The organism is Streptomyces sp. NBC_01210, assembly GCF_036010325.1.
Taxonomy (GTDB): domain Bacteria; phylum Actinomycetota; class Actinomycetes; order Streptomycetales; family Streptomycetaceae; genus Streptomyces.
This window is the reverse complement of the sequence record NZ_CP108549.1, coordinates 5249819-5272618: the sequence shown is the minus strand read 5'-3', so window position 1 is coordinate 5272618 and position 22800 is coordinate 5249819. Positions and strand designations below refer to the sequence as shown.

Annotated in this window: 21 protein-coding genes and 1 tRNA gene; 13 read left to right on the top strand and 9 right to left on the bottom strand. The window is 69.1% G+C overall.

From position 1 onward, the window contains the following. Window positions 1–23 precede the first annotated feature (23 nt). The 4 genes from OG735_RS23960 to OG735_RS23945 all read right to left on the bottom strand — a co-directional run bounded on the left by OG735_RS23960 (window position 24) and on the right by OG735_RS23945 (window position 3279). Window positions 24–602, bottom strand: coding sequence for a hypothetical protein (locus OG735_RS23960; RefSeq protein ID WP_327325215.1), 579 nt, complete (start codon window positions 600–602; stop codon window positions 24–26). Further along, window positions 599–940, bottom strand: a complete 342-nt coding sequence (locus OG735_RS23955) for a hypothetical protein (protein WP_327325214.1) — start codon at window positions 938–940, stop codon at window positions 599–601. Before OG735_RS23955 ends, OG735_RS23960 begins: the two co-directional genes overlap by 4 nt. A gap of 35 nt (window positions 941–975) precedes the next feature. Further along, a complete protein-coding gene (locus OG735_RS23950) occupies window positions 976–2205 on the bottom strand; it encodes a conjugal transfer protein (protein WP_327325213.1) in 1230 nt (409 codons plus the stop codon). A gap of 228 nt (window positions 2206–2433) precedes the next feature. Then, window positions 2434–3279 (bottom strand): hypothetical protein, encoded by an 846-nt coding sequence (locus OG735_RS23945; protein ID WP_327325212.1) that lies wholly within the window; start codon window positions 3277–3279, stop codon window positions 2434–2436. Window positions 3280–3746: 467 nt separating this feature from the next. On the opposite strand from OG735_RS23945, the gene OG735_RS23940 reads away from it, so the two are divergent. The 12 genes from OG735_RS23940 (at window position 3747) to OG735_RS23885 (ending at window position 14984) form a co-directional block, all read left to right on the top strand. Further along, the gene (locus OG735_RS23940; protein WP_327325211.1) at window positions 3747–4319 is read left to right on the top strand and encodes a hypothetical protein; all 573 of its coding nucleotides are present in this window, start codon (window positions 3747–3749) and stop codon (window positions 4317–4319) included. Continuing rightward, window positions 4313–5260, top strand: a complete 948-nt coding sequence (locus OG735_RS23935) for a hypothetical protein (protein WP_327325210.1) — start codon at window positions 4313–4315, stop codon at window positions 5258–5260. Before OG735_RS23940 ends, OG735_RS23935 begins: the two co-directional genes overlap by 7 nt. A gap of 40 nt (window positions 5261–5300) precedes the next feature. Next, window positions 5301–5990, top strand: coding sequence for an SAF domain-containing protein (locus OG735_RS23930; protein ID WP_327325209.1), 690 nt, complete (start codon window positions 5301–5303; stop codon window positions 5988–5990). Then, window positions 5990–6826: a hypothetical protein gene (locus tag OG735_RS23925; protein WP_327325208.1), complete on the top strand. Its 837-nt coding sequence runs from the start codon at window positions 5990–5992 to the stop codon at window positions 6824–6826. The genes OG735_RS23930 and OG735_RS23925 overlap by 1 nt, the downstream gene beginning before the upstream one ends. Beyond that, window positions 6816–8336 carry a CpaF family protein gene (locus tag OG735_RS23920; protein ID WP_327325207.1) on the top strand — a complete coding sequence of 507 codons (1521 nt, stop codon included), beginning with the start codon at window positions 6816–6818 and terminating at the stop codon, window positions 8334–8336. The genes OG735_RS23925 and OG735_RS23920 overlap by 11 nt, the downstream gene beginning before the upstream one ends. Then, entirely contained in the window at window positions 8333–9253 is a 921-nt protein-coding gene (locus OG735_RS23915; RefSeq protein WP_327325206.1) for a type II secretion system F family protein, read from the top strand. Before OG735_RS23920 ends, OG735_RS23915 begins: the two co-directional genes overlap by 4 nt. Further along, window positions 9250–10137 carry a hypothetical protein gene (locus tag OG735_RS23910; RefSeq protein WP_327325205.1) on the top strand — a complete coding sequence of 296 codons (888 nt, stop codon included), beginning with the start codon at window positions 9250–9252 and terminating at the stop codon, window positions 10135–10137. Before OG735_RS23915 ends, OG735_RS23910 begins: the two co-directional genes overlap by 4 nt. Window positions 10138–10210: 73 nt before the next feature. Then, window positions 10211–10435 (top strand): hypothetical protein, encoded by a 225-nt coding sequence (locus OG735_RS23905; RefSeq protein ID WP_327328432.1) that lies wholly within the window; start codon window positions 10211–10213, stop codon window positions 10433–10435. Between the two features lie 59 nt (window positions 10436–10494). Then, complete coding sequence (locus OG735_RS23900; RefSeq protein ID WP_327325204.1) at window positions 10495–10842, top strand: TadE family protein; 348 nt, start codon at window positions 10495–10497, stop codon at window positions 10840–10842. A gap of 1 nt (window position 10843) precedes the next feature. Continuing rightward, a complete protein-coding gene (locus OG735_RS23895) occupies window positions 10844–11266 on the top strand; it encodes a TadE/TadG family type IV pilus assembly protein (protein ID WP_442812479.1) in 423 nt (140 codons plus the stop codon). Further along, window positions 11266–11691 carry a hypothetical protein gene (locus tag OG735_RS23890; RefSeq protein ID WP_327325202.1) on the top strand — a complete coding sequence of 142 codons (426 nt, stop codon included), beginning with the start codon at window positions 11266–11268 and terminating at the stop codon, window positions 11689–11691. Before OG735_RS23895 ends, OG735_RS23890 begins: the two co-directional genes overlap by 1 nt. Window positions 11692–11696: 5 nt before the next feature. Further along, on the top strand, window positions 11697–14984 hold the full coding sequence (locus OG735_RS23885) for a BTAD domain-containing putative transcriptional regulator (RefSeq protein WP_327325201.1): 3288 nt from the start codon (window positions 11697–11699) through the stop codon (window positions 14982–14984). 407 nt (window positions 14985–15391) lie between these two features. Here OG735_RS23885 and OG735_RS23880 read toward each other — a convergent pair whose 3' ends face one another. After that, entirely contained in the window at window positions 15392–15775 is a 384-nt protein-coding gene (locus OG735_RS23880; protein ID WP_327325200.1) for a hypothetical protein, read from the bottom strand. 284 nt (window positions 15776–16059) lie between these two features. Here OG735_RS23880 and OG735_RS23875 point away from each other — a divergent pair, with 284 nt between their 5' ends. Beyond that, window positions 16060–16305, top strand: a complete 246-nt coding sequence (locus OG735_RS23875) for a hypothetical protein (protein ID WP_327325199.1) — start codon at window positions 16060–16062, stop codon at window positions 16303–16305. A gap of 62 nt (window positions 16306–16367) precedes the next feature. Here OG735_RS23875 and OG735_RS23870 read toward each other — a convergent pair. From OG735_RS23870 to tmk, 4 genes are all read right to left on the bottom strand, one after another. Then, window positions 16368–16441: transfer RNA gene (locus tag OG735_RS23870), tRNA-Thr, on the bottom strand. 114 nt (window positions 16442–16555) lie between these two features. Continuing rightward, window positions 16556–18106, bottom strand: coding sequence for an alpha/beta hydrolase (locus OG735_RS23865; protein WP_327325198.1), 1551 nt, complete (start codon window positions 18104–18106; stop codon window positions 16556–16558). Window positions 18107–18245: 139 nt separating this feature from the next. Further along, window positions 18246–19451 (bottom strand): DNA polymerase III subunit delta', encoded by a 1206-nt coding sequence (locus tag OG735_RS23860; protein WP_327325197.1) that lies wholly within the window; start codon window positions 19449–19451, stop codon window positions 18246–18248. Between the two features lie 145 nt (window positions 19452–19596). Then, window positions 19597–22758, bottom strand: coding sequence for a dTMP kinase (gene tmk / locus OG735_RS23855; RefSeq protein WP_327325196.1), 3162 nt, complete (start codon window positions 22756–22758; stop codon window positions 19597–19599). Window positions 22759–22800: the final 42 nt, after the last annotated feature.

Genomic DNA, 22800 nt, shown 5'->3' with positions numbered 1-22800 from the left:
CCATCCTTCGGTTCAGTGCCTGTTCATTTCCGCTCTGCATCGTCGAGCAGTTCCTGAAGGCGTGTACGGGGCCGGGCGGCGGCCTGGGTGGCGGGTGCCGCGTCGGGCCGCTGCCCGCCGGTACGGCCCGTCGTAGTGATGAGCCGTACCGGCTGGGCCCCGGCGGCGGGTGCCGGGGCCGAACCCGCGGTCGGGGGCCGCAGCCGGACCGTCACCCGCGCGGTGACCGACTTGGAACGGAACGTCCGCTGTGGGCGGCCGGCAAGCCGGCCGCCCGGCGGGGAGGTGCCGTAGGTGATCAGACCGAGCAGCGCCCGCGCGGGGTCGCGGCCGTCCATCCGGGCGTACCGCATCAGCCACGCGAGTCCCCAGGGAAACGCGATCAGGATGAGGGCGTTCCCCAGTCCGAAGACCGCCCACAGATCCCTCAGGCCCAGCAGGAGTATGAAGACCCCCACCATGGTGACGATCTGGGTGATCGTGTACGGGCCACCCGGGATCCGCCCGCCGCCGGGGAGCTTGCCGATGACGAGAGGGTGTTTGCGTGCCCGGGTGTAGGAATGCCCGACCAGCACCCGTTCCTCGGACGGCCCCTCGCTCACAGCAGGTCAGCCTGCTTGACGGTGTGTCCCAGCGGCTGGGGTACCTCCACGACGGAGACCGGGCCGGATCCCTTCTTGTCGGGCACCTCGCTGTCCACCATGTTGCTGAGGTCGTCGATGTTCGATACGGCGAACACGACAACGGCGCCCAGGATGGCCGCGGTAAGGGTGCCCGCCCAGGACTTCGTCTTCGCATAGGCCATGACCGTGGCGACGATGGCCATCACAGTGGCCGCTGAGACGGCAAGGGTCTTGATATTGCCGAGTGTGTCCTTGACCCACTGGAAGACATCGCCGTTCGCGGCGAGTTGGACCATGTCAGTGCTCGCGTAGCTCATGTGTAATCCCCTCGTGTGATGAGCTGCTTGGTGTGTCAGTCCCCGGCGGAGTCCGTCGGGGAGGCTGAGTTCTCGCTCGGCGCGACGCTCGGCGTCGGCGAGGCGCTTCCGGACACCGGTCCGGTCTGTTCGGCAGAGAGAGCGGGCGCGGTGTCGAGCGCCGCCACCTCCCAGCGCCCGTCCCGCGTGCTCAGAGTGAGTGCGTAGGTCAGCAGGTAGTCCTCGCCTCCCGACGTCGCGCTCACGGTGGCCAGTACGCGCCGCCGAGTGCCGTCCGCCGGAATCGAGTCGTCGTCCGTGCTGTCCCCGTCCTCCTCCTGATCGTCCCGGAGCCCGGTGACGAGCGTCGCTGCGTAGGGAGCCGGAACGATCGGCGTGACCCGGAGTCCGGGGGAGACGTAGCGGTTCAGTTCCCCCTGGCCGGTCAGGTAGGCGGCGATGAAGCGGCTCACCGTGTCGCTCACCGGGTCGCTCTCGCTCACCCCGTCGCCCGGTCCGTAGGTGAGGTCCCCGTGCTCCGCAGTGGCCGGGGCGTTGACCTCGGCCGGTAGTGAGGTCGCGGCGTAGAGCGCCTCTTTGGATCCGGCCTTGGCGGGCTTGGCGGTACCGCCGGCCTCGGGGGTCCCGGAGACCTGGACTCCGACCCGGAAGTAGTGCAGCCCGCGGTCGGTGGTCTTGCCGTTCTCGCCCTTCGCCGAGATCTGGGCTGCGACCGTCATGGCCCAGTAGCCCTTGCCGACCGGTTGGGCTGCCACCGTGACAATACGGGTGGCGGTGCGCGAGCCAGGCTTGTTGGCAAGCGTCACGGGCTCGGCGTAGTAGGGCGCGAGACTGTCCTCCGTTCCTTCCCCCGCCGAGATGTACGCCGCAAGATACAGCTCCGCGAATCCGGTGGGGCCGGTGGCCGAGGGCTGGTCGGCTGTCGGTGCCGCCGTCGTGGTCGGTGCGGCACGCGAGGACCCGGCGACGGCCACCGCAAAGAGACCGATCGCCGGTCCGGCCAGCAGCAGAGCCCAGATGCAGGCCGTGGCAAGTCTGGTGAGGCCGGCCATCTTGACGGTGGTCTGCTGCCAGCCGGTGGCGGCTTCGTCGAGCCCATCGGCATCGTCGAGCTCATCGGCATCGTTGAGCTCATCGGCATCGTTGAGGCCATCGGCCCCCTCCGGCGGCCGTGCTTGGTAGCGCGCGGCCCGGCCGGGCGTGCGGCCCGCGGGCGGCCGCTCCGTCTCCTGCTTCTTGTTCTTGAGCTTCCGGCCGCGTTTCATCGCATGCCTCCATGAGCGTTCCACAGCACCAGGCGTCGGGGATCGACGACGTTTCGTCCGTCCTCGTCCAAGGACGCTGCGGGGATGGCGATCACGGGTCCTCCGGGGCCTCTCTGATGGCTGTGCTGATGGGCGGGAAATTGGGTCCCTCATGTGAGAGGTGCGCCCACTGGTTCTGGTGTGACACCCAACTGACCTAAAGTTCAGGTGACTTGTGTCACGAGGGTGTCACTTCGCTGTCGCGAACCTGTCAGAAGCTGCGTGCGTCAGGCGGCGGACGGCCCGGCTGCGGCGCTGACGCTGGCTGGCTCCGGCCCGGTTCGAAGGCCGGGAAGTGATCGTGTCCGGCGCTGGACTGTCCCGGTAGTAGCGGGTGATCAGGCGTGCGTCCTCCACGTCGAGGGCGCCGGTGTCGAGGGCCCATACCAGGAGTTCGACCAGCTCCGCGCGGGCGTCCCACCCCGCCACTCGGCCCGGCTCGTCGTCGGCGAGCAGCTCGTACTCACCCGCCTGCGCCAGCAGCAACGCCAGTTCCGCCTGCGAGGCCGGACTGGCGTCAGGGGCGGTGAGGCCGGCAATGGCCTCGACGTCGAGCGGCACAACGGTTGCGTCCGCAGCGATCAGGCAGCGCGTTAGCCGAAGGGTGTCCAAGGCCAGATTGGCCGCGATGCGCTCCGCCCGACGGTCGACCGGATACGTCCGTATGACTTCGTACAAGGCGCCGACCGTGAGAGAGATCGTCTCCTCCCAGCCGTACTGCGGGCGCATCTGGCTGCGGGCTATGCGTATCGCCTTCGGCAGCATCGCCTGTACGACCACGCGCGCGCCCAGCTGTGCCCGCGCGCCGCCGGCAGCGGCCGCACGCAGCGGAGGAAGCAGAAGACGGTCCTGGTCGGTGTGGGCCAGGCAGACGCGAAGTGCGTCGAGAACGCACTGCGGGCCGACGAGCTCTTCATCCCCGTACCAGTCGCGTACGGCGAGCAAAGCGGTCTTGTCCTGGCTCAGTTGCAACCAATCGGCGTTGAGCCTGCCGACAAGGCCGTCGCTTCGAGTGCGGACGGTGTTGTTGCGCACGGATGGTCCCCCCTGTGGCTTGCTGTGGAACATGACCATGGTTTCACTCCCCCCTTGTCCGCTGCCTGGACCACTCGCGCCAGCCGCACGGTTCAGGGGAAACGCCGTTCAACCGCGCGGTCGGTCAAGATCTTGACCGGTCAACTTCACCGTGTCACGCGGGTATTGATCCGAGCGCTGCCCCGGCATCAGATGCGCCTGGGTGGTTTGGCGCGCCGTAAAACGGCGAAGCGCTCATGGCTCCCGATGTGGCACGGTGGGTCGGCGGCCTCCCAAGTGGCCATGGGGTCAGATGAGATGATCGACTCTGCATCAACTCCGCCCACATCGAGGCTCTTTGTGACAGCAGGAGTATGTAGCTGTGACAGAACAGCATCACCGTGGTGGCTGAGACTGATGCAGAATGACGGCGGGTCACTTTACAGACGTGGAAGAAGCGTTACGTCGAATGACCGAGGGGGATCTGAATGACGTACGGGGAGAGCGCTGCCCGAAGGGTCTGCGCCGGGGGTGCCGCAGCCCTGGTCCTGCTGCTGACAGGCTGTAGCTCGTCAGGCGGTGACGAGCCCGGCCCGCCCAAGGCGAGTGGCGGGCAGGACAAGGAGCAGAAGGAAAGGGCCGAGGCGGAGCGCAAGGCCCTGGCCGCATACCGCGGCATGTGGGATGCCCAGGTCGAGGCTTACTCCTCCGGCAGCATGAAGAAGGCCCGGCTGGGCGACTACACGACCGGCGAGGCAGCCGAGAACATCATCGGCGCCTTCACCTACTACCAGGGGCGTGGCCTCACCTTCACAGGCAAGCCCACGGTGACCCCGAAAGTAACCGCGGTCGACGTGAAGGCCGATCCCCACACGGCCACCATCACCGACTGTGTCGACACGACGAACTATGTCCTGGTCAAGCGTGCGACGGGCAAGCCCGTCACCGTGGACAAGGACGACACCCGGCGCCCCTGGACCGCCAAGGCCACCACCGCGAAGGCGGGTGGCGCCGAGTGGCGGATCACCGACTACACCATTGACAAGGACAGGACATGCTGAGCGAGTCGCGTATCACGCGCGAGGCCCTCGTCCTCCTTGCCTCCGGAGGGCTGATGCTGGCCGGCACGAGCGCGGCAGTGGCCAACGGCCCTGTCAAATGCCCGCCCGGTGCGGTGAAATGCGACGTGACGGCTGAGGACCCGAAAAAGCCCGGGGACGGCGGATCGGGTGACACGGGAGGCGGGTCGGGCGACGGTGCCTCCTCCGGCGGGTGCCGACGGGCCAACGGGCAGGAGATCCCGTGCTCCGTTCCGGGGCTCGGTTCCTGGGACGGCAGCATGTGCTACTGGCTGCTGGTGGATCCCCAGCCACCAGCCGATGCCTTCGTCTGGGGCAAGAACAAGCCGAGCGAGGGCGCCATCTACCGCCCCACGTCCTGCCCCGACTTCAACTACGTGGGCGCAGGAACGTTCGTCCCTCGTGACATGTTCTTCGCCGACGGCGAACTCGGCAAGGCTCCCACCGTCACTCCGGAGGAAGTCGCCCAGCGCGCCGTCAAGCAGATGACTTTGAAGGGGCCGGACATCGGCATCGTCCCCGAGCCCGGGAAGACGGGGCTGGTCGGACTTCCGGTCTGGATGTGGAACAACCAGGGCGAGACCACTACCGGCCCGCAGACCGTGACCGCCTCCGCGGGAGCCGTCACCGTCACCGCGACCGCCGAAGTGGACAAGGTCGTCTGGAACATGGGCGACGGCACCTCCGTCACCTGCACCAAGCCCGGCACGCCGTACAAGGCCGGTTACGGCAAGCGGAAGTCACCCGACTGCGGTCACGTCTACAGCAGAACATCCAAAGGCAAGAGCGGCAACAAGTACAAGATCACCACGACTGCCACCTGGACCATCCACTGGGAGGGCGGCGGCAAGACCGGAGACCTGACGGAGATCCGGGAATCCGACACCGAGATCGCCATCGGCGAGCTCCAAGTCGTGGGCTAGTAGTGAGCAGTAGCAGCGACAGATCTGCTGGAGGCAGGAATTGACCAGGACGAAGACCGCCGCCCCACCCGTCCAGGGCGGGCCCGGCGGCTCCGCCCCCACCCCCGTGGCGCCGCCGCGGGCCCTGAAGCAGCGACGGCGTCGGCCGGCGCTCATCGCGCTGTCTCTCGCGCTGACCGCCGTCGGAGGGCTCTCGGGCGCGGTGCTGTTCACGGCGACCGGCGAGCGAACGGACGTTCTGGCGATCGCCCGCGACGTACCGGTCGGTGACGTGATCGAGGACAGCGATCTCACCGAGGCGTCCATCTCTCTCGACCCAGCGCTCAAACCGGTGAAGGCGACAGACAGGGCGAGCGTCGTCGGCAAGCGCGCCGCAGTCGAGCTGACACCGGGTTCACTGCTCGCCCGCGATCAGGTCACGGACAAATCCCTCTTGGGGGAGGGCGACACGCTGGTCGGAATATCCGTCAAGCCGTCACAGCGGCCCACCTCCGGACTGTTCCCCGGGCGCAAAGTGCTCATCGTCAGCACACCGGGCGCAGACGAGAACGTGCCGTCGGCCCCGCCGCACACCATTGCGGCCACGATCGTGTCGGTCGGCAAGGCTCCCGACACCACGGGCGTCGTCACAGTCGACGTGGCCGTCCCGGCAACCGACGGTCCGGCACTTGCGGCGCGCGCCGCCACCGGCAGGGTCGCCATCGTCGTGAAGAACGGGAGCGGTTCCTGATGTCAGTGATCGCCTTCGTCGGTAGCACCGGAGCTCCAGGGGTGACCAGCACAGCGCTTGCTCTGTTGCTGGCCTGGCCCCTGGAGCCAGGCCGGCGGCTGATCCTGGCCGAGTGCGACCCGGACGGCGGGGCCGTGCTGGCCGGTGCCCTCCAGGGCCGCATGGATTCCCGCTACGGGCTGCGCAATCTGGCCGTTGCCTCGCGCAAGGACCAACTGGTTGAGGCGTTCTGGCGGCAGTTGGTCGACATCTCCGAGGACGAGAGCAGCTCACGGCTACTTCTCCCTGGGATCACCGACCCCGCGCAGGCGGCCGGTCTCGACCCCGCCTGGGGCAGCCTCGCCGAACTCTTCGCCAGGATCGAGGATCACGATCACGACGTCTTGGTCGACCTCGGTCGGCGGGGCGCGTTCGGCGCCTCCGCCGTACTGGCCAGGCGAGCGGACGTCGTGGTGCTGGTGGTCCGCAACACCTTGCGCGGTGTCCAAAGCGCACAGGTGCGGGCCGAAGCGCTGCGCAAGGAATTGCACGGACCCGGCGGAACCGGTGCCGACGCACTCGCCGTGATGCTGGTCGAGAGCGGCCCGTACAAGCCGGGTGAAGTCGAGAAGGTGCTGCAGGCGCCGGTTCTGGGCGCGATGCCGTGGCGACCACAACAGGCCTCGGTGCTGTCCGACGGCGTCGACGGCGGTAGCCGGTTCGCGCGTTCCGATCTGATGCGCGCGGCCCGCTCGGTCACCGGCCCGCTGCAACAGCGCGTGCTGCTTCGCCGCGACCGTCTCGCGCCGCGCCCTCAGGGACCGTACGGAGAAGAGGAGCTGGCCCGTGCGCGCTAATCCCTTGCACCCGGACCCCGGGGTGCACCCTGAGCCCGCCACCGAACGGACCGTGATCCTCGGGCGGTTCGGCGCTGCGTCGGCCATCAAAGGCGAGCCGGCGGGGGCGTCCTCCCCCCATGCTCTCGGCGAAAGCGCGTTGCCCCAGGTCACTGTGGACTACCGCGTCGCCGGAGAGATCAAGAAAGGCGTGGCTGACCGTCTCACGCAGGAGATCAAGTCCTCGGGGCGGATGGGTCTGGAGTCACAGGCACAGCGCGGCCGTGCTCTGATCAACGAGGCTGTCGCCGTCTGGTCCGACGCCATCGCCGTCGAACGCGGTGCGAGCACCACCAAGGCCGAGGACACTGCCCTCGCCGCGGCCGTGTACGACATGCTCTTCAGGGCTGGTCGCCTCCAGCCCTACCTGGACGATGACCGGGTCGAGAACATCCTCATCAACGGCTACGACGATGTGTGGCTCGACTACGGCGACAGCCATCGGGTTCATGCCGCGCCCGTAGCAGAATCCGACGAGGAACTTCAGGAGATGCTCCGGGACCTGGCCCGGCGCAACGGCCAGAGCGAGCGCACCCTTTCCACCGCCGACCCGTTCCTTGCACTGCGCCTCGCGGACGGATCGCGCCTGCAGGCTGTCACCGGGGTCACACCCAAGACGTTCGTCACCATCCGCAGGCACCGTGTCAAGGATGTGGACCTGGCCGGCATGGTTCAGCTGGGGGCCATCGACGAGACCCTGGCGTCCTTTCTCTCCGCCGCCGTGCGAGCCGAGAAGAACATCATGATCACCGGTGAGCAGGCGGTGGGCAAGACTTCTCTGCTGCGTGCGCTGCTCAAGGAGATCGACCCGGACGAGCGTTTCGCCACCATCGAGACCGAGTTCGAACTCTTCGCTCACACCAATGACTTCCACCGCCAGGTCGTGCCGATGGAGTCCCGGGAGTCCAACGGCGAGCGCGGGTCGGACGGCCGTGGCGCCGGGGAGATCACCCTGCTCGACCTCATCCACCGGGCACTGCGTATGTCGCTGTCCCGGGTGGTGGTCGGGGAGGTCCGGGGTAAGGAGATCGTCGCGATGATGCAGGCGATGACCAACGGAAAGGGCGGCAACCTCTGTACGATCCACGCCCGCCGTCCCGAGATCGTCTTCGACCGGATCGCTGAGCTGTATCTCCTGGCGCAGGACAACATGACCGAGCAACTCGCTTACCGCCAGGCGGCCAACGGACTCGACTTCATCGTCTTTGTGTCCATGCGCGACGAGACCCGGATCGAAGGCAAGCGGCACCGGTTCGTCTCGCACGTGCTGGAGGTCACAGGCATGGGCGAGAACGGCCGGCCCGCGACCAACAGGATCTTTGCCCCTGCGCCCGGTGAACCGAGGGCCGTACCGCAGATGCACCCGGCATGCCTGGACGACCTTGTGCGGGTCGGCTTTCCCAGTCATCTCCTCGACAACCCGCGCGGCTCGTGGCAGCGTCCGCTGGATCTTCGTGTGATGGCCGGATGAACACGATGCTGTTGTGGGTACTCGCGGGGCTGGCCATCGTCGGAGGCCTGGTGGGAGTGGTTGCCGGCATCGTCGGAACCACCGCCCCGCTGACTCCCCGGCGTTTCGGACGAGGCAAAGGCAAAGGCGGCGGAAGTGCGGATCGGGACGCGTCCATGCGGCGCCGGGCCCGCTGGGCTGCTGCGGCAGCTATCAGCCTGGGGATATGGCTGTTCACCGGAGTCTTCGTAGGCGGAGCCCTCGCCGGACTCGCCGTTGTCGGTGTGCCCTGGCTGCTCTCCCCCACCAAGAACGCTGCCGTGCGCATCGACAAGCTGGAGGCACTCGGCGAGTGGACCCAACGCCTCGCCGATGTGCTGCGTCTCGGCATGGGCCTGGAGCAGGCGATGATCGCCAGCCGCCGTGGTGCGCCCAGTGAGCTGGAACATGAGATCGCCGATCTCGCCGACCGGTTGCAGGTCGGCTGGCGGCCCGCCGATGCGTTGGAGTCCTTCGCGGACGCGCTTGACGATGTCACTGCCGACAAAGTTCTCGCCTCCCTGATTCTGTGCGCCTCCGACCGAGGCCCGGGGCTCGCTCAGGCGCTCGAGGATCTCTCCGAGGCTGTACGCGAGGAGGTCGCCAAACGCCGGCAGATCGAGGCCGACCGGGCCAAGCCGCGTACGACGGTGCGGTGGATGACCATCATCACCCTGTGCGTGGTCGCGGCCGGATTTCTCACCCCCAGCTACACGGCTCCGTACAGCACCTTCCTCGGTCAGCTCGTATTGGGTCTGCTGGCGGCCGGTTTCGCGGGGGTGCTGGCCTGGATGCGCTCTCTGGCCGACCACAAGCCGGTGCCGCGATTCTTGATCGCTGATCCCCGCAGCCGGGTCAAAATGCCGGAATCGTCCGATCCACTCCAGGAGGTCTCGTGATCCCGCCTGCCGCGATTTTCGCGGGACTCGCTGTCGGTGGAGGGCTCGCGCTGCTCATACGCGAATTCGTCCGGCCGCAGCCGGATCTGGCCTCCGCAGTGCACCGTCTCAACACCTCAGCACCGAGGGAGGCGCCCACCGCTCCGGCCACCCGCGACGAGATGTGGGGCGAGTGGCTGTTGGAGCACCTGCAGGGCCTCCCGGGCGTCACCATTCCGCGAAAGGACTTGGCGCTGGTCGGCCAGTCGGCCGAGCGCTTCCTGCTGCTCAAGTCCGCCCTGGCCGGCTTCGGTCTGCTGATCCCTCCGCTGCTCGTGGGCGCTTGGACGCTGATGGGCCTGGGCGTGCCCTTCTACATACCGGTCGCGGTGGGGCTCGGCCTGGGCGCACTGCTGTGGTTCATTCCCGATCTGTCCGTACGGGACCAGGCGAACCGGGCGCGCGAGGAGTTCTCGCACGCAGTCGCCGCCTACCTCGATCTGGTCGCGCTCAAGCGAGCCGCCGACTCGGGTCCAACCGAAGCGCTGGAGCGGGCTGCGGCCATCGGCAAGGGCTGGGCCTTCACCAGACTCCAGGAGGCGATGCTGCGAGCACGCGTCGACAAGATCCCTCCGTGGGAGGCGCTGGTGCAGCTCACCGAAGAGCTCGACCTGCCGGTCTTGGAGGATGTCGCGGAGATCATGCGGATGTCCGCGCACGACGGGGCTGCGGTTTACACGACGCTGCGGGCGCGGGCCAAGTCGCTGCGCATCGAACTGCTTTCAAAACAGGCGACCGAGGCGAACGAGAACAGCGAGAAGATGACCGCTCCAGGCGCTCTGCTGGCGGTGCTCGTCATGCTGCTTGTCGCTTTCCCCGCCGTGGTCAATATTCTGACCACCTGAACTGATCAACATTCAATCCCGCAACAGGTCAGCGGTGTTGACGCAAGAAAACAACGAGGGGGCTGTCTCCAACATGGACATGTTCAACAAGCTCACGACCCGGGCCACTGCATCACTGGCTATCGTGCTGGCTGTTCTGAGCGAACGCATCGAGCGCGGTACCCAGGACCCGGAGCGCGGCGACATCAGCATCACCACGGTCATCATCTGGGTCGCGGCCGTCGCCGGCGCCCTGCTGATCGCCGGCACCATCGCTGTGATCGTCGGCAGGTACAACGGCAAGCTGGCGGGCATCTAGTGCATCGTCCGGCCGTCGTCCGCCGGTCCCTGGACGATCGCGGCGACTCATCGATTCAGATGGCCATCGTCTTTCCGTTCGTCATCCTGCTGACGATCGCCGTGGTACAGGTGTCGATGTGGTACTACGCGCGCAATGTGGCCCTCACAGCCGCACGGGAGGGCGTGGCCGCCGCCCGGGTCTACGAATCCGGCCCGGGCGCCGGCGCGGCGCGTGCCCAGGACGTGCTCGGCCGTATCGCGGGCAGCAGCCTGCTCGGCCCGACCGTGTCGACAGGGGGTAGCTCGGCGGAGCGCATCCGTATCCAGGTGTCCGGTACCGCACCGTCGATGCTGCCGGGGGTGCCGGGCCTGACCATCACACAGAGCGCGTCCGGGCCGGTGGAGCGCTGGACGACCGGGGGATGAGTTGAACTGGGACGACCGGGGCAGTGAGGCGATCCAGGCGGCGATCGTCACGCCTTTGATGATCATGTTTCTCTGCATGGCACTCGCCGCCGGCCGCGTGGTGACCGCGGGCAGCAAGGTGGACGCCGCCGCAGAGGACGCTGCCCGCGAAGCATCCATCGCGCGGACCGCCGCGACAGCCCAGGCCAATGCCTACGCCGCAGCCAATGAGACGCTGGCGGACCAGGGCCTCAAGTGCTCCGGAACGAGCATCTCGGTGGACGCCTCGGGTCTCAGCGCCCCCCTCGGCACGGTCGGCACGGTGACCGTGACCGTTCGCTGCACCGTTCCGCTGTCCGATCTGATGCTGCCGGGAGTGCCCGGCAGCCACACCCTCAGTTCGACCTTCACCTCGGCGGTCGACGCATTCCGGGAGCGCAACTGATGCGTGCGTTGGACGACCGCGGCGGAATAGCCGTCTACTGCGCCATCCTCACCGTGTCGCTGTTGGCCATCATCGGCGTCGTGGTGGACGGTGGCGGGAAACTGCGAGCCAGTGAACGCGCCGATGCCATTGCCATGGAGGCAGCCAGGGCCGGAGGCCAGGCCATCGACCCTGGCAAGGCAATCCCAGGCGACGCTGTCGTTGCCGACCCCGAAGGCGCGCGAGCTGCCGCGGCCGAGTATCTCAACAAGGCCGGGGTCAGTGGTTCGGTGAACGTCTCCGGCGACGGGAAGACGATCACCGTACGCGTGAACACAACATATTCCACACGCTTCCTGAGCGTCGTCGGCGTCGCTTCCATGGGAGTCACCGGGCACGGGAAGGCCACGCTGATTCACGGTGTCGTCGCCCCGGAAGGAGCGTGATCGCAGTGCGTACACTCCGTCATCTGCTGCGAGCCCTGCTGAGTCTGGTCGTACTGCTCGTCCTGCTCTTCGGCCTCCCTGTGCTGCTGTGGCAGGCCACCGGGCTCGTCCTGGACAGTGGTCTCGACGACCTGAGCCACCTGTTCTCCCGTCAGGACACCGGAGGGGCGTTTCTGCTGCTGCTCGCCGCCGCGGGGTGGATCGGCTGGGCAGGCTTCAGTGTCTCCGTACTCCTGGAGATTCCGGCTCAGTTGCGCGGCCGTACCGCACGGCGAGTGAGCGGCCTCGGGATGAGCCAGCGGGCCGCCGCATCTTTGATCGGCGGCATCCTGGTGCTCCTGCCGACCGCCGGCGCGGCCTTCGCGGCGCCTGCGGCGGCATCGAGCTCGGTGTCTCAGTCCTCCATCCAGGCCCGGGGCTCTGACTCCGTGAACGCGTCGGAGACCCGGTCCATGGACGGGGCGGCGCGCGAGAACACATATACGGTGCGGGACACCCGGCCATCGGAGAGTCTGTGGAGCATCGCCGAGAGCCAGATGGGCGACGGGAACCGCTGGCACGAGATCGCCGCGCTCAATGAGGGTCGGGTGATGGCCGACGGCACTGTCTTCCACGCCCAAGGACTCATCCAGCCCGGTTGGAAGCTCCTCATGCCGGGAGGCACCGCCGCGGCGGACGCCGGGACGACCACGACGGTGCGGCCGGGCGACTCCTTGGGCTCGATCGCGAACCGCGAACTCGGTAACCCTGCCCGCTATACCGAGATCTTCGACCTCAACAGGGGTACTCCTCAGCCGGGAGGCGGTACCTTCACCGACCCCGACCTCATCATCCCGGGACAGGAGTTGCGGCTCCCTGGGACGGGACCCGGCGCTTCCGACGCCGGGGACAAGCCCGGGTCGGGCGAGGAGAAGCCTTCGGAGGAGACCGCGAAGCCGGACGAGTCGGCCAAGCCGCAGGAGACCGCGAAGCCGCACGACTCCGCCAAGCCGCACGAGTCGGCCAAACCGCACGACTCCGCGAAGCCGCACGAGACCGCGAAGCCGCACGACTCCGCCAAGCCGCACGAGACCGCGAAGCCGCACGACTCCGCCAAACCGCACGAGTCGGCCAAACCGCACGAGACCGCGAAGCCGCACGAGACCGCGAAGCCGCACGACTCCGCCAAGCCGCACGAGACCGCGAAGCCGCACGACTCCGCCAAGCCGCAGGAGACCGCGAGGCCCGACGACGCCGCGTCCGCCGGTGAGGGACAGCCGTCCGGGCCTGCCGGAAGGGAGAACCCGGGCACGGCGGACGCCACCGATACGGCCGACGACGGCGAGGAGAACGAGGACGGGTCCATCCGGACGGTCGCGGGGGTCGGGGCGCTCCTCGCCGCAGGCGTGCTCGGCGTACTCGGCGTCCGACGGATCGTTCAACAGCGCCGCCGCCGCCCCCGACGCCGCATCTCACTCCCCGAAGGTGACACCGCCGCACTCGAGCGTGACATGCGCGTGGCCGCAGCGGATGTGCCCGACGGCCTCGACCTGCTGGATCGCGCGCTGCGTACTCTTGCCGCCGGTCTGGGGGAGGCCGAGAGCGCACTACCGTCGATCACCGCCGCCGTCATCACCCCGGAGGGGGCCGCCCTCCATCTTTCCGAGCCGGCTCCTGCGGTACGGCCTTTCATACCGGTGATCGGCGGGGACGACATCTGGTGGTGCCCGAAGGACACAGACTCGCTTCTCCCGGCCCAGGAGGCATCCTGCACCGCGCTGCCGTACCCCGCACTGATCAGCCTCGGCACCAGCTCCGACGGACATCCCGTGCTGGTCGACCTCGAGCGCATCGGCATGCTCCGACTCGATGGTGACGAGTACGACGTACAGGCCATACTCCTCGCTCTGGCAGTGGAGTTGGCTTCCGACTCACTGCACGCCGAGCACACGATCCGGCTGGTCGGCTTCGGCCAGGAGCTGAAAGCGGCGTTCCCCGGCCGCATCGTCCACCATGCGACCCTCGCTTCTGCGGTCGCCGGGCTGCGAGGACATGACGCGGCACAGCGTCGTGCGCTGGAGGAGAGCGGTGCGGAAAGCCTGCGCGAAGCGCGGCTGCTCGGCACCGGCGCGGATGCCTGGGCCCCGCAGATCGTGCTCTGCTCGCTGCCGCTCACAGAAGGGGACGAGGGCGCCCTTGACCTCATCGACCTGATAGGGGCTCAGCCACGTACCTCGCTGGCGGCAGTGACGAGCGCCGAGGATGCGCTCGTCCTTCCGGGCACCTGGACCGTGGCGGCGGCACCCGAGATGGTGATCGGCCTCCCCGGAACCGACCTGGAAGTGGTACTCCAACGCCTTGAAACTGCCCAGTACGAAAGCCTGTTGGAACTTATGGACATCACCGGCCGACCCGGGGACGAGCCGACGCCGACGTGGGCACGGCCCGAAGACCCCCGTATGAAGCTCTCCGTCGCGGCGGTTCCGGACCCGGATCCGACCGAGGAGCACGAAGAGCGCACGGGTATCCCCTTCGAAGACGTGATCCGCACTCCGCTGCCATCCCCTGCGGCGCCGTACGTCCGTGTACTCGGTCCGGTGGAATTGGTCTCCGCAGAGGGCCCCGTAGAGCCCAACCGCCGTGGTCGGCTGACCGAGCTGGCCGCATGGCTCGTGCTGCACCCGGGTCTGGAGCACCACGCCCTCGACGAGGCGATCTGGCCTGAGCGCCAGGTCGGCCACTCGCTGCGCAACTCCAACATGAGCAAGTTGCGCGCTTGGGTGGGCGGGCAGTCGTACCTCCCCTTTGTCTCGGACGGCCGGTACACCTTCGCGTCTTCTGTGCGGTGCGACTGGTTGGACTTCCAGGAGTTCTACCAGAACGGCATGCATACCAAGGGCGAGGCCGCCGACACCGCTCTGGCGAACGCTCTGGCACTGGTCCAGGGCAGTCCGTTCGCCGCGACCAATCCGCGCAACTACCTCTGGGCGGACGCCATGTTCCACGACATGCTCTCGGCGATCGTTGACGTTGCCCATGAACTGGCGAAACGGTGCCTGTCGGCAGGCGACCACGCCGGCGCACTCGCGGCGGCGACACGAGGCCTGGCAGCTTCTCCGGAGAGCGAACTACTCTCCCGAGATCTCTTCCGCGCACATGCGGCCGTGGGCGACCGCGCCGCCATCATCGAGGCCGCAGATCGACTCAACAGTCTCAACGAGGAACTCGGCGTCGATGCCGAGGACGAGACCATCGACCTGCTCCGGGAACTGCTGGCGACCATCCCGGACATGGACAGCAGCTCTGCAGCCTGAGCGGGAGAAGTGCCGGCCGCGGGATGGGTTCGATGACAGCAACCGATCTGACCGGCCTCCGATCGAGGCAACCGTGGCCGGTCAGATACCGCTTCCGCCGTGCGCCGACGTACGGCGGGCAGGCGGCGGACTCCTGGCGAGGCGTGCACCTCGCCCTGCCCTCAAAAGCAAAAGCCCCAGGTCACGGCGAGTGAGTCCTGAGGCTTTTACAGAGCCGCCTTCGGGATTGGAACCCGAGACCTACGCACTACGAGAAGATCGGTTCTCGTCCACCCTTGTCCACTGAAGGATGATCCGTACACAGCGCAGCAGGTCACGGCACTGGATGGGGTGCAACGGACGTACACGGACCATCCTGGATTGCGCCGCCACTGAGACCAGGTCTGAGCCTAGGGCGCAGACACGACCTACGGGACGGTGCAGACGACCCAGGCCGTCGCAGAGGCGCCAAAGGTGGCGGTGTTTTTCACACCGACCGTCCAGCCCCCGCTGGTTGGGTAGGAGTCCGTGAAGAAGGTGAGCGTGCTGCTGGTCGTGCCGCCACCCCCGGTGGGCACCCTGCCCGATGGACAGTCCACATGCGCGAAGGCGAAACCTCCGGCCGGGATGGCCACGCTGGAGCCTTGGTACTGGGGGTGCGCGCTCAGCGGCGCCACGACACCGCTTTCGGCGGGGAAATCGGTCTTGGGCGGATTGTCGCTGGCGGCCAGCGCATTGGCGGAGGTCACGCCGCTGACGAGGAGCACGCCGGTGGCCATGGCGGCCACGGCGAGGGGGCGGATGGGTTTCATGCCGACCTTCCTTACGTATTCGGGGTCCAGACAGCCCTGGTTTTCCCGAATCCCGCAAGGTGATCCACTCGGCCACTCGTTCGGCTCAGGAAGAAACGTATGTGCGCATGCCGAAAGAGTGACCCCTCGGCGACTTTGACGAGGATCTCGTCGGCGGTGCCGAGGCCCTCCTCGGCGACGTCGTCTCCGACAACTTCCATTTCGCCGACCTCGGCGGGGTCACCCGCACCGACAGCCAGGAGGCGGCATACCACTCCACCGAGGCGCTGAAGCCCCTGCACGGAGTGGCCCTGCACGCGGTCCTCGTCCTGCCGGCCCTGGCCCAGCTGCTGACCTTCACCTCCTGGCCCGCCGACACCCGCCGCAAGCTGGTGTCCGCGGCATCGGCGGCATATCTCACAGCGGCCGTCGGCGCGGGCGTGTGGGCGGGCATCCAGCGCCAGGTCCCGCCGCCAACTGCTCGCGACTTCCGGGGTGTCCGCGTCGACACGCCACTTCGGCAGCACGCATGGGAAAGCTTCTCAGGCTGAGGCGTTGCCACGAAAAGGCAAAAGCCCCAGGTCACGGCGAGTGAGTCCTGGGGCTTTCACGGAGCCGCCTTCGGGATTCGAACCCGAGACCTACGCATTACGAGTGCGTTGCTCTGGCCAACTGAGCTAAGGCGGCAAGCTGCGGATATACCCGTCCTCGCGAGAACACGTTCGCATCAGCAGCGGCGCCAAGTCTACAGGGTTGTTCTGGGTGCCCCGAACCAGGTCCAGGGCACCTCACAGCCCGCCCTCAGCGGCAGCGCTTGTTGTCCGCCGGGGCCGTGCCTTCCAGCAGGTACGTGTTGATCGCCGTATCGATGCAGTCGCTGCCGCGCCCGTACGCCGTGTGGCCGTCGCCGTCGTACGTGAGCAGGCGCCCGGAGGAGAGCTGCCCGGCCAGCCCCTGCGCCCACTTGTAGGGCGTGGCCGGGTCCCGGGTGGTGCCGACGACCACGATCGGGGCGGCGCCCTTCGCCTCGATGCGGTGCGGCGCGCCGGTGGCGGGGGTGGGCCAGTACGCGCAGTTCAGGGAGGCCCAGGCGAAGCCCTTGCCAAAGACCGGGGAGGCTTTCTCGAACGCGGGCAGGGCCGACTGCACGCCCTTGGGGGCGGTGAAGGCGGGCGGCAGGTCCAGGCAGTTCACGGCCGCATTGGCGTACATCAGGTTCGCGTACGAGCCGTCGCCCTCGCGCTCGTAGTAGCTGTCGGCCAGCGAGAGCAGCGGCGCGCCGTCACCGTTCATGGCTTGAGCCAGTGCCTTGCGGAGCTGTGGCCAGGCGGCCTCGTCGTACATCGCGGCGATCACTGCGGTGGTGGCCAGCGACTCGCCGAGTTCGCGGCTCTCGCCGGTGGGGACGGGCTTGGCGTCGAGGGCGGCGAAGAAGGCCTTGAGGCGGTTGGAGGCGTCGGCGGCCGACTCCGTGCCGAGCGGGCAGTCCTTCTCCTTGACGCAGTCGGCGGCGAAGGACTGGAACGCGGTTTCGAAGCCGGCGGTCTGGTCACGGTTCATCTGCTGGGACGCCAGCGACGGGTCCATCGCGCCGTCGAGGACGAGGCGGCCGACGCGGTCGGGGAAGAGCTCGGCGTACGTCGCGCCGAGGAAGGTGCCGTACGAAGCTCCGACGTACGTCAGCTTCTCGTCGCCCAGCACGGCGCGCAGGATGTCCATGTCACGGGCCGCCTCGACGGTGGAGACATGGGGCAGGATCGTGCCGGAGCGCTTCTCGCAGCCCACCGCGAAGCCCTTGAGGGACGTGGCGAGACGGGTCGTCTCGGCTGCGTCGTCGGGGGTCTGGTCGACCTGGGTGTACGCGTCCATCTCCTTGCCGCTGAGGCATTCGACGGGCTCGCTGCGGGCGACGCCGCGCGGGTCGACGGACACCATGTCGTAGCGGGCACGGACGGGCTCGGGGTAGCCGATGCCCGCGTACCCCTGGAGATAGCTGACGCCCGATCCTCCGGGGCCACCCGGATTGACGACCAGGGAGCCGAGGCGCTTGCCGGGGCCGGTGGCCTTCTTGCGGGCGACGGCCAGCTTGACCGAATCGCCGTCGGGCTTGGCGTAGTCGAGCGGAGCCTTCATCGTGGCGCATTCGAAACCGGGGACGCCGCAGGGACGCCACTTCAGCTGCTGTGCGTAGTACGGCTTGAGGGCAGCGGTCGGGGCGGCTCCTCCGCCACCGCCGGAGGAGGCGGACTCGGAGGCGCTGGGTGACGAACTCCCGCCGGTGCAGCCGGAGATGAGCAGGCCGGCTGTGGCCAGCACGAGGGCGGAAGTACGGAGCAGGCGCCTGGTGTCCATCCATGGAGCGTAATCGCAGGGTGACCGCTGCCGCCTTTCCGCGCTCTTACGGGTGAGCCGGTCAACCGATCGGCGGCAGGTCTGACGGCCTGCGGTGCGGATTCGATGGCCAGGAGATGGCCAGGAGACAGGCCGGACGTCAGCCGGCGCGGAGAGCGACCGCCATCGCCTCCACGGCCAGCAGCGGCGCGACATTGCGGTCCAGTGCCTGGCGGCACGCGACCACTGCCTCTATCCGGCGCAGGGTGCCCTCCGGGGTCGAACCATGGGCGATCCGGTCGAGGGAGTCCCGGACGTCGTGATTGGCGAGCGCGACCTCCGAGCCCATCTGGAGGGCCAGCACATCGCGGTAGAAGCCCGTCAGATCGGTGAGCGCCAGGTCGAGGCTGTCGCGCTGGCTACGGGTCTTGCGGCGCTTCTGCTTGTCCTCGAGCTCCTTCATCGCCCCTGCCGTGCCCCGCGGCATCCGGCCGCCGGCGGACGCGCCGAGGGCCGCCTTGAGGTCTTCGGTCTCCTTGACGTCGATCTCCTCGGCAACCTGCTTGGCGTCCTCGGCCGCGGCGTCGACCAGCTCCTGGGCGGCCTTGAGGCAGCCGCCGATGTCCTCCACGCGCAGCGGCAGCTTGAGCACCGTGGCCCGGCGGGCTCGGGCACGCTCGTCGGTGGCCAGTCGGCGGGCGCGGCCGATGTGGCCCTGGGTGGCACGGGCGGCGTTGACGGCGACCTCGGGTTCGATGCCGTCCCGCCGGATCAGGACGTCGGCGACGGCGGCGACCGGCGGCGTACGGAGGCTGAGGTGGCGGCAGCGGGAGCGGATGGTGGGGAGTACATCCTCGAGGGAGGGCGCGCAGAGCAGCCATACGGTGCGGGAGGCGGGCTCCTCGACGGCCTTCAGCAGGACATTGCCCGCGCCTTCGGTGAGCCGGTCGGCGTCTTCCAGGATGATCACCTGCCAGCGGCCGCCGGCCGGGGAGAGCTGGGCGCGGCGGACGAGCTCGCGGGTCTCCTTGACGCCGATGGAGAGCAGGTCCGTACGGATCACCTCGACGTCGGCGTGCGTACCGACGAGGGTGGTGTGACAGCCGTCGCAGAATCCGCAGCCGGGCTCACCGCCGAGGGCGCGGTCGGGGCTGGTGCACTGCAGCGCGGCGGCGAAGGCCCGGGCGGCGGTGGACCGTCCGGAGCCGGGTGGGCCGGTGAACAGCCAGGCGTGCGTCATCTTGGACGCGTCGGGGGCGGGGGCGCCGTGGGCCTGGGCGGTGACGCGGGTGTCGGCGTCCCGGGCGGCGGCGGAGAGCTGCGCCTGGACGCGCTCCTGGCCGACCACGTCGTCCCATACGGTCATGGGCCGTCACCGCCTTTCGTGCTGGGGGTTCCATTGTGGGGCAGGGGTCTGACAGCGCGGACGCGGTGGCAGGGACTCGCCACCCCGAAGAACCGGCACCAGGACGAACCCCTGCACCGCAAACGGGCGCCGAAGCGCCGAACCGTCAGCGCCCGCCCCGCCGCCCGTTCTCGTCCTCGTCGTGCGGGCCGAGCAGCTCGTCAGCCAGCGTCGGGAGGTCGTCCAAGGGGGTCTCCTCCGCCCAGTCCGAGCGGCGGCGGGGACGGCCCGAGTCCGGGTCGACCTGCGGGAGTTCGCGGGTGCGCTCGTTCGTACCCTCTCTCCCGGCCTCGTCGCGGAAGATGCCCGGCGGGACCCGGTCAGCCGGATCCGTATCCCGTACCGGCTCGCGTACCGGCTTGCGTGCGGACTCCCGTACCGGCGGAAGCACCGTCGTCTCGGCCGCGTCCCCCGACACCGGCGGAAGCACCGTCGTCTCGGCCGCGTCCCTCGACACCGGCGGAAGCACCGTCGTCTCGTCCGCGTCCGCCGGCACCTTCGGAAGCACCGTCGTCTCGGCCACATCCGGAACCGCAGGCACCTCCTGAGTCACCTCGTCCGGCGTGACCACCGGCGTCGGCACGGTCACCTCATGAGCCGAGGCCGGAGCTGCAGTCGAGGCCGCGGCTGAGGCCGACGCCGCAGAAGCGGCAGCCGCCGCCTCCGCCACCCGCCGCGCCTCCTCCGCCCGCAGCAGCGCCTCCTCCGCCTTGCGCTGCTTCTCCAGGCGCCGCTCCTCCGCCTCCGCCCGGAGCCGCGCCTCCTCCTCGGCCTGCTTGCGGAGGCGTTCCTGCTCCGCCGCGGCCGCCCTCTCCTCGGCGAGCCGCCGCGCCCGCTCCTCGTCCGCCCGCCGCCGCGCGTCCTCGGCCCGCAGCCGGGCCTCCTCCGCCTGCCGCTCGGCCTCGCGCTGCCGCGCCTCCTCCAGCTCGCGGCGCTTGCGCTCCTCCTCCTCGGCACGGAGCTTGGCCAGCTGTTCCTGCCGCTCGCGCTCGACCCGCTCCTCCTCCGCCTTGCGCGCGGCTTCCGCCTCCGCGCGCCGACGGGCTTCCTCCTCGGCCGCCTTCCGCGCCTCCTCCTGCGCCTTCACCTCGGCATCGGAGAGCGGAAGCAGCTGGTCGAGCCGGTGCCGTACGACGGTGGTGACCGACCCCGGGTCCTGGCCCGCGTCCACGACCAGATACCGGCCCGGGTCCGCCGCGGCCAGCGTGAGGAAACCGGAACGCACCCGCTGGTGGAACTCCGCCGGCTCCGACTCCAGCCGGTCCGGCGCCTCCGTGAAGCGTTCGCGCGCGGCCTCCGGCGACACGTCGAGCAGCACCGTGAGATGCGGTACCAGTCCGTCCGTCGCCCACCGCGAGATACGGGCGATCTCGGTCGGCGACAGATCGCGCCCGGCACCCTGATAGGCGACCGAGGAGTCGATGTAGCGGTCGGAGATGACGATCGCGCCGCGCTCCAGTGCGGGCCGTACGACCGAATCGACGTGCTCGGCCCGGTCCGCGGCGTACAACAGCGCCTCCGCCCGGTTCGAGAGCCCGTCCGACGACACATCCAGCAGGATCGAACGCAGCCGCTTGCCGATCGGCGTCGCACCCGGCTCACGCGTCACCACAACCTCGTGGCCCTTCGCCCGGATCCACTCGGCGAGCGCCTCGACCTGCGTGGACTTCCCGGCCCCGTCGCCGCCCTCGATGGCGATGAAGAAACCGTTCGTCGCCGGCGCCTGCGCCGGATCGGCCCCGCGGCGCAGTGCGTCGCCAAGATCGCGGCGCAGCGGTACGCCGGAACGGTCGTCCGTCTTGGCGAGGACGATGGCCGCGACGGGCAGCAGCAGCGCGCCGACCAGCATCAGCGTGAACGCCGCGCCACCGTGCGCGAAGACGAAGTCGCCGCTCGCGAGCCGGTGCGGCCCGATCGCGGCGGCGAGGAGCGGGGCAGCGATCGCGCCGAGGGCGATCGCGACCCGTACGACCGCCTGCAGGTGCTCGGTGATCCGGGCCCGGCGGAACTCCTCGGCCTCCTGGTCGATGAGCGCATGCCCGGTGCTCGCGGCGACACCGGCCGCGAGTCCGGCGAGCAGCGCGATGAACAGCACGGTCGCCGTGTCCGGCACCAGCCCCATGGCGAGCAGTGCGACACCGGTGACCGCGAGCGCGAGGGCGAGCAGCCTACGACGGGAGAGCGTGGGCAGCACGGCGCCGGCACCGCGGATACCGAGCCCGGCTCCGCCGGTCAGCGCGAGCACCAGCAGCGCAAAGGCCACGGGCCCGCCACCGAGGTCGAAGGCGTGCAGTACGGAGACGGCAACGGCGGACGAGATCGCGCCCGCGACCGCCGCGCAGCCGGCAACGAACAGCGGTATGGCGCCCGTACGCCCCCTGTCCAGGCCATTGCCGGTGGACGGACGGCGCAGGCCCTCCAGCGGCGAGCGCGGCCTCGGGGTCAGCGAGCCGGGCAGCTCCAAGAAGTACAGCGTCGATACGGACGCGGCGAAGAGACCAGCCGCGAGGTACGAACCGAGGGCCGCCTGGTGCAGCGAGAACCACTCGATGCCCGAGCCGAGCAGATTGCCGATCAGCGTGCCGAGGAGCAGCACAGCGGCTCCGGCGGGGATGGCGGCGAAGCTCGTACGCAGCCAGAGCCTGCGCAGTGCGTCGAGGTGGTCCGGCAGCGGACGGACCGCCGCGCCCTCCAGCGGCGGGGCCGGCAGCAGTGCGGGTGCGGCGCCGTCGCGGGCGACCGTCCAGAAGCGCTCGGCGACGCCGGTGACAAAGACGGTGATCAGCAGGAGCGCCGGCGCGTTGCCAGGGGTCCAGTCGATCCACAGCGGCGCCACGATCAGCAGCGCAAGACGCAGCACATCCGCGCCGATCATCGTCCAGCGGCGGTCCAGCGGGCCGTTCGGCGAGGTGAGCGTCGTCAGCGGGCCGAGGAGTACGGCGCCGAAGAGCAGCGTGGCCAGGACACGGGTGCCGAGCACCGTGGCGACGGCGAAGGCCGCCCCGCGGTAGCCGGCCCCGAATGAGCCCTCCAGTACCGCCGCCTGCAGTGTCAGCAGCAGAAGCACAAGAACGGCGACGGCATCCCCGACGCCTCCGACGACCTGGGCGCTCCACAGCCGTTTGAGCGGCGGGAAGCGCAGCAGGGCCCGCACCGCGCGCTCGCGTGAGTCCGCGGCAAGCGCTTCGGATGCGTCGGAGTCTGAGGCAGTCTCTGAGGCGGTGCTCACGACCGCCTGCTGCTCGGCTGGCTGCTCGGCTCGCGTCATCCGCCCAGCCTATCCGGAGCGCGCCGCTCCCCGGAGACCTGA

What these genes read in the sequence shown, in the direction of transcription:
- OG735_RS23905 (WP_327328432.1), top strand. Translation starts at nt 10,211, where the DNA reads ATGGACATGTTCAACAAGCTCACGACCCGGGCCACTGCATCACTGGCT.
- OG735_RS23950 (WP_327325213.1), bottom strand. Translation starts at nt 2,205, where the DNA reads ATGAAACGCGGCCGGAAGCTCAAGAACAAGAAGCAGGAGACGGAGCGG.
- OG735_RS23925 (WP_327325208.1), top strand. Translation starts at nt 5,990, where the DNA reads ATGTCAGTGATCGCCTTCGTCGGTAGCACCGGAGCTCCAGGGGTGACC.
- OG735_RS23860 (WP_327325197.1), bottom strand. Translation starts at nt 19,451, where the DNA reads ATGACCGTATGGGACGACGTGGTCGGCCAGGAGCGCGTCCAGGCGCAG.
- OG735_RS23880 (WP_327325200.1), bottom strand. Translation starts at nt 15,775, where the DNA reads ATGAAACCCATCCGCCCCCTCGCCGTGGCCGCCATGGCCACCGGCGTG.
- OG735_RS23890 (WP_327325202.1), top strand. Translation starts at nt 11,266, where the DNA reads ATGCGTGCGTTGGACGACCGCGGCGGAATAGCCGTCTACTGCGCCATC.
- OG735_RS23915 (WP_327325206.1), top strand. Translation starts at nt 8,333, where the DNA reads ATGAACACGATGCTGTTGTGGGTACTCGCGGGGCTGGCCATCGTCGGA.
- OG735_RS23865 (WP_327325198.1), bottom strand. Translation starts at nt 18,106, where the DNA reads ATGGACACCAGGCGCCTGCTCCGTACTTCCGCCCTCGTGCTGGCCACA.
- OG735_RS23940 (WP_327325211.1), top strand. Translation starts at nt 3,747, where the DNA reads ATGACGTACGGGGAGAGCGCTGCCCGAAGGGTCTGCGCCGGGGGTGCC.
- OG735_RS23900 (WP_327325204.1), top strand. Translation starts at nt 10,495, where the DNA reads ATGGCCATCGTCTTTCCGTTCGTCATCCTGCTGACGATCGCCGTGGTA.
- tmk (WP_327325196.1), bottom strand. Translation starts at nt 22,758, where the DNA reads ATGACGCGAGCCGAGCAGCCAGCCGAGCAGCAGGCGGTCGTGAGCACC.
- OG735_RS23955 (WP_327325214.1), bottom strand. Translation starts at nt 940, where the DNA reads ATGAGCTACGCGAGCACTGACATGGTCCAACTCGCCGCGAACGGCGAT.
- OG735_RS23935 (WP_327325210.1), top strand. Translation starts at nt 4,313, where the DNA reads ATGCTGAGCGAGTCGCGTATCACGCGCGAGGCCCTCGTCCTCCTTGCC.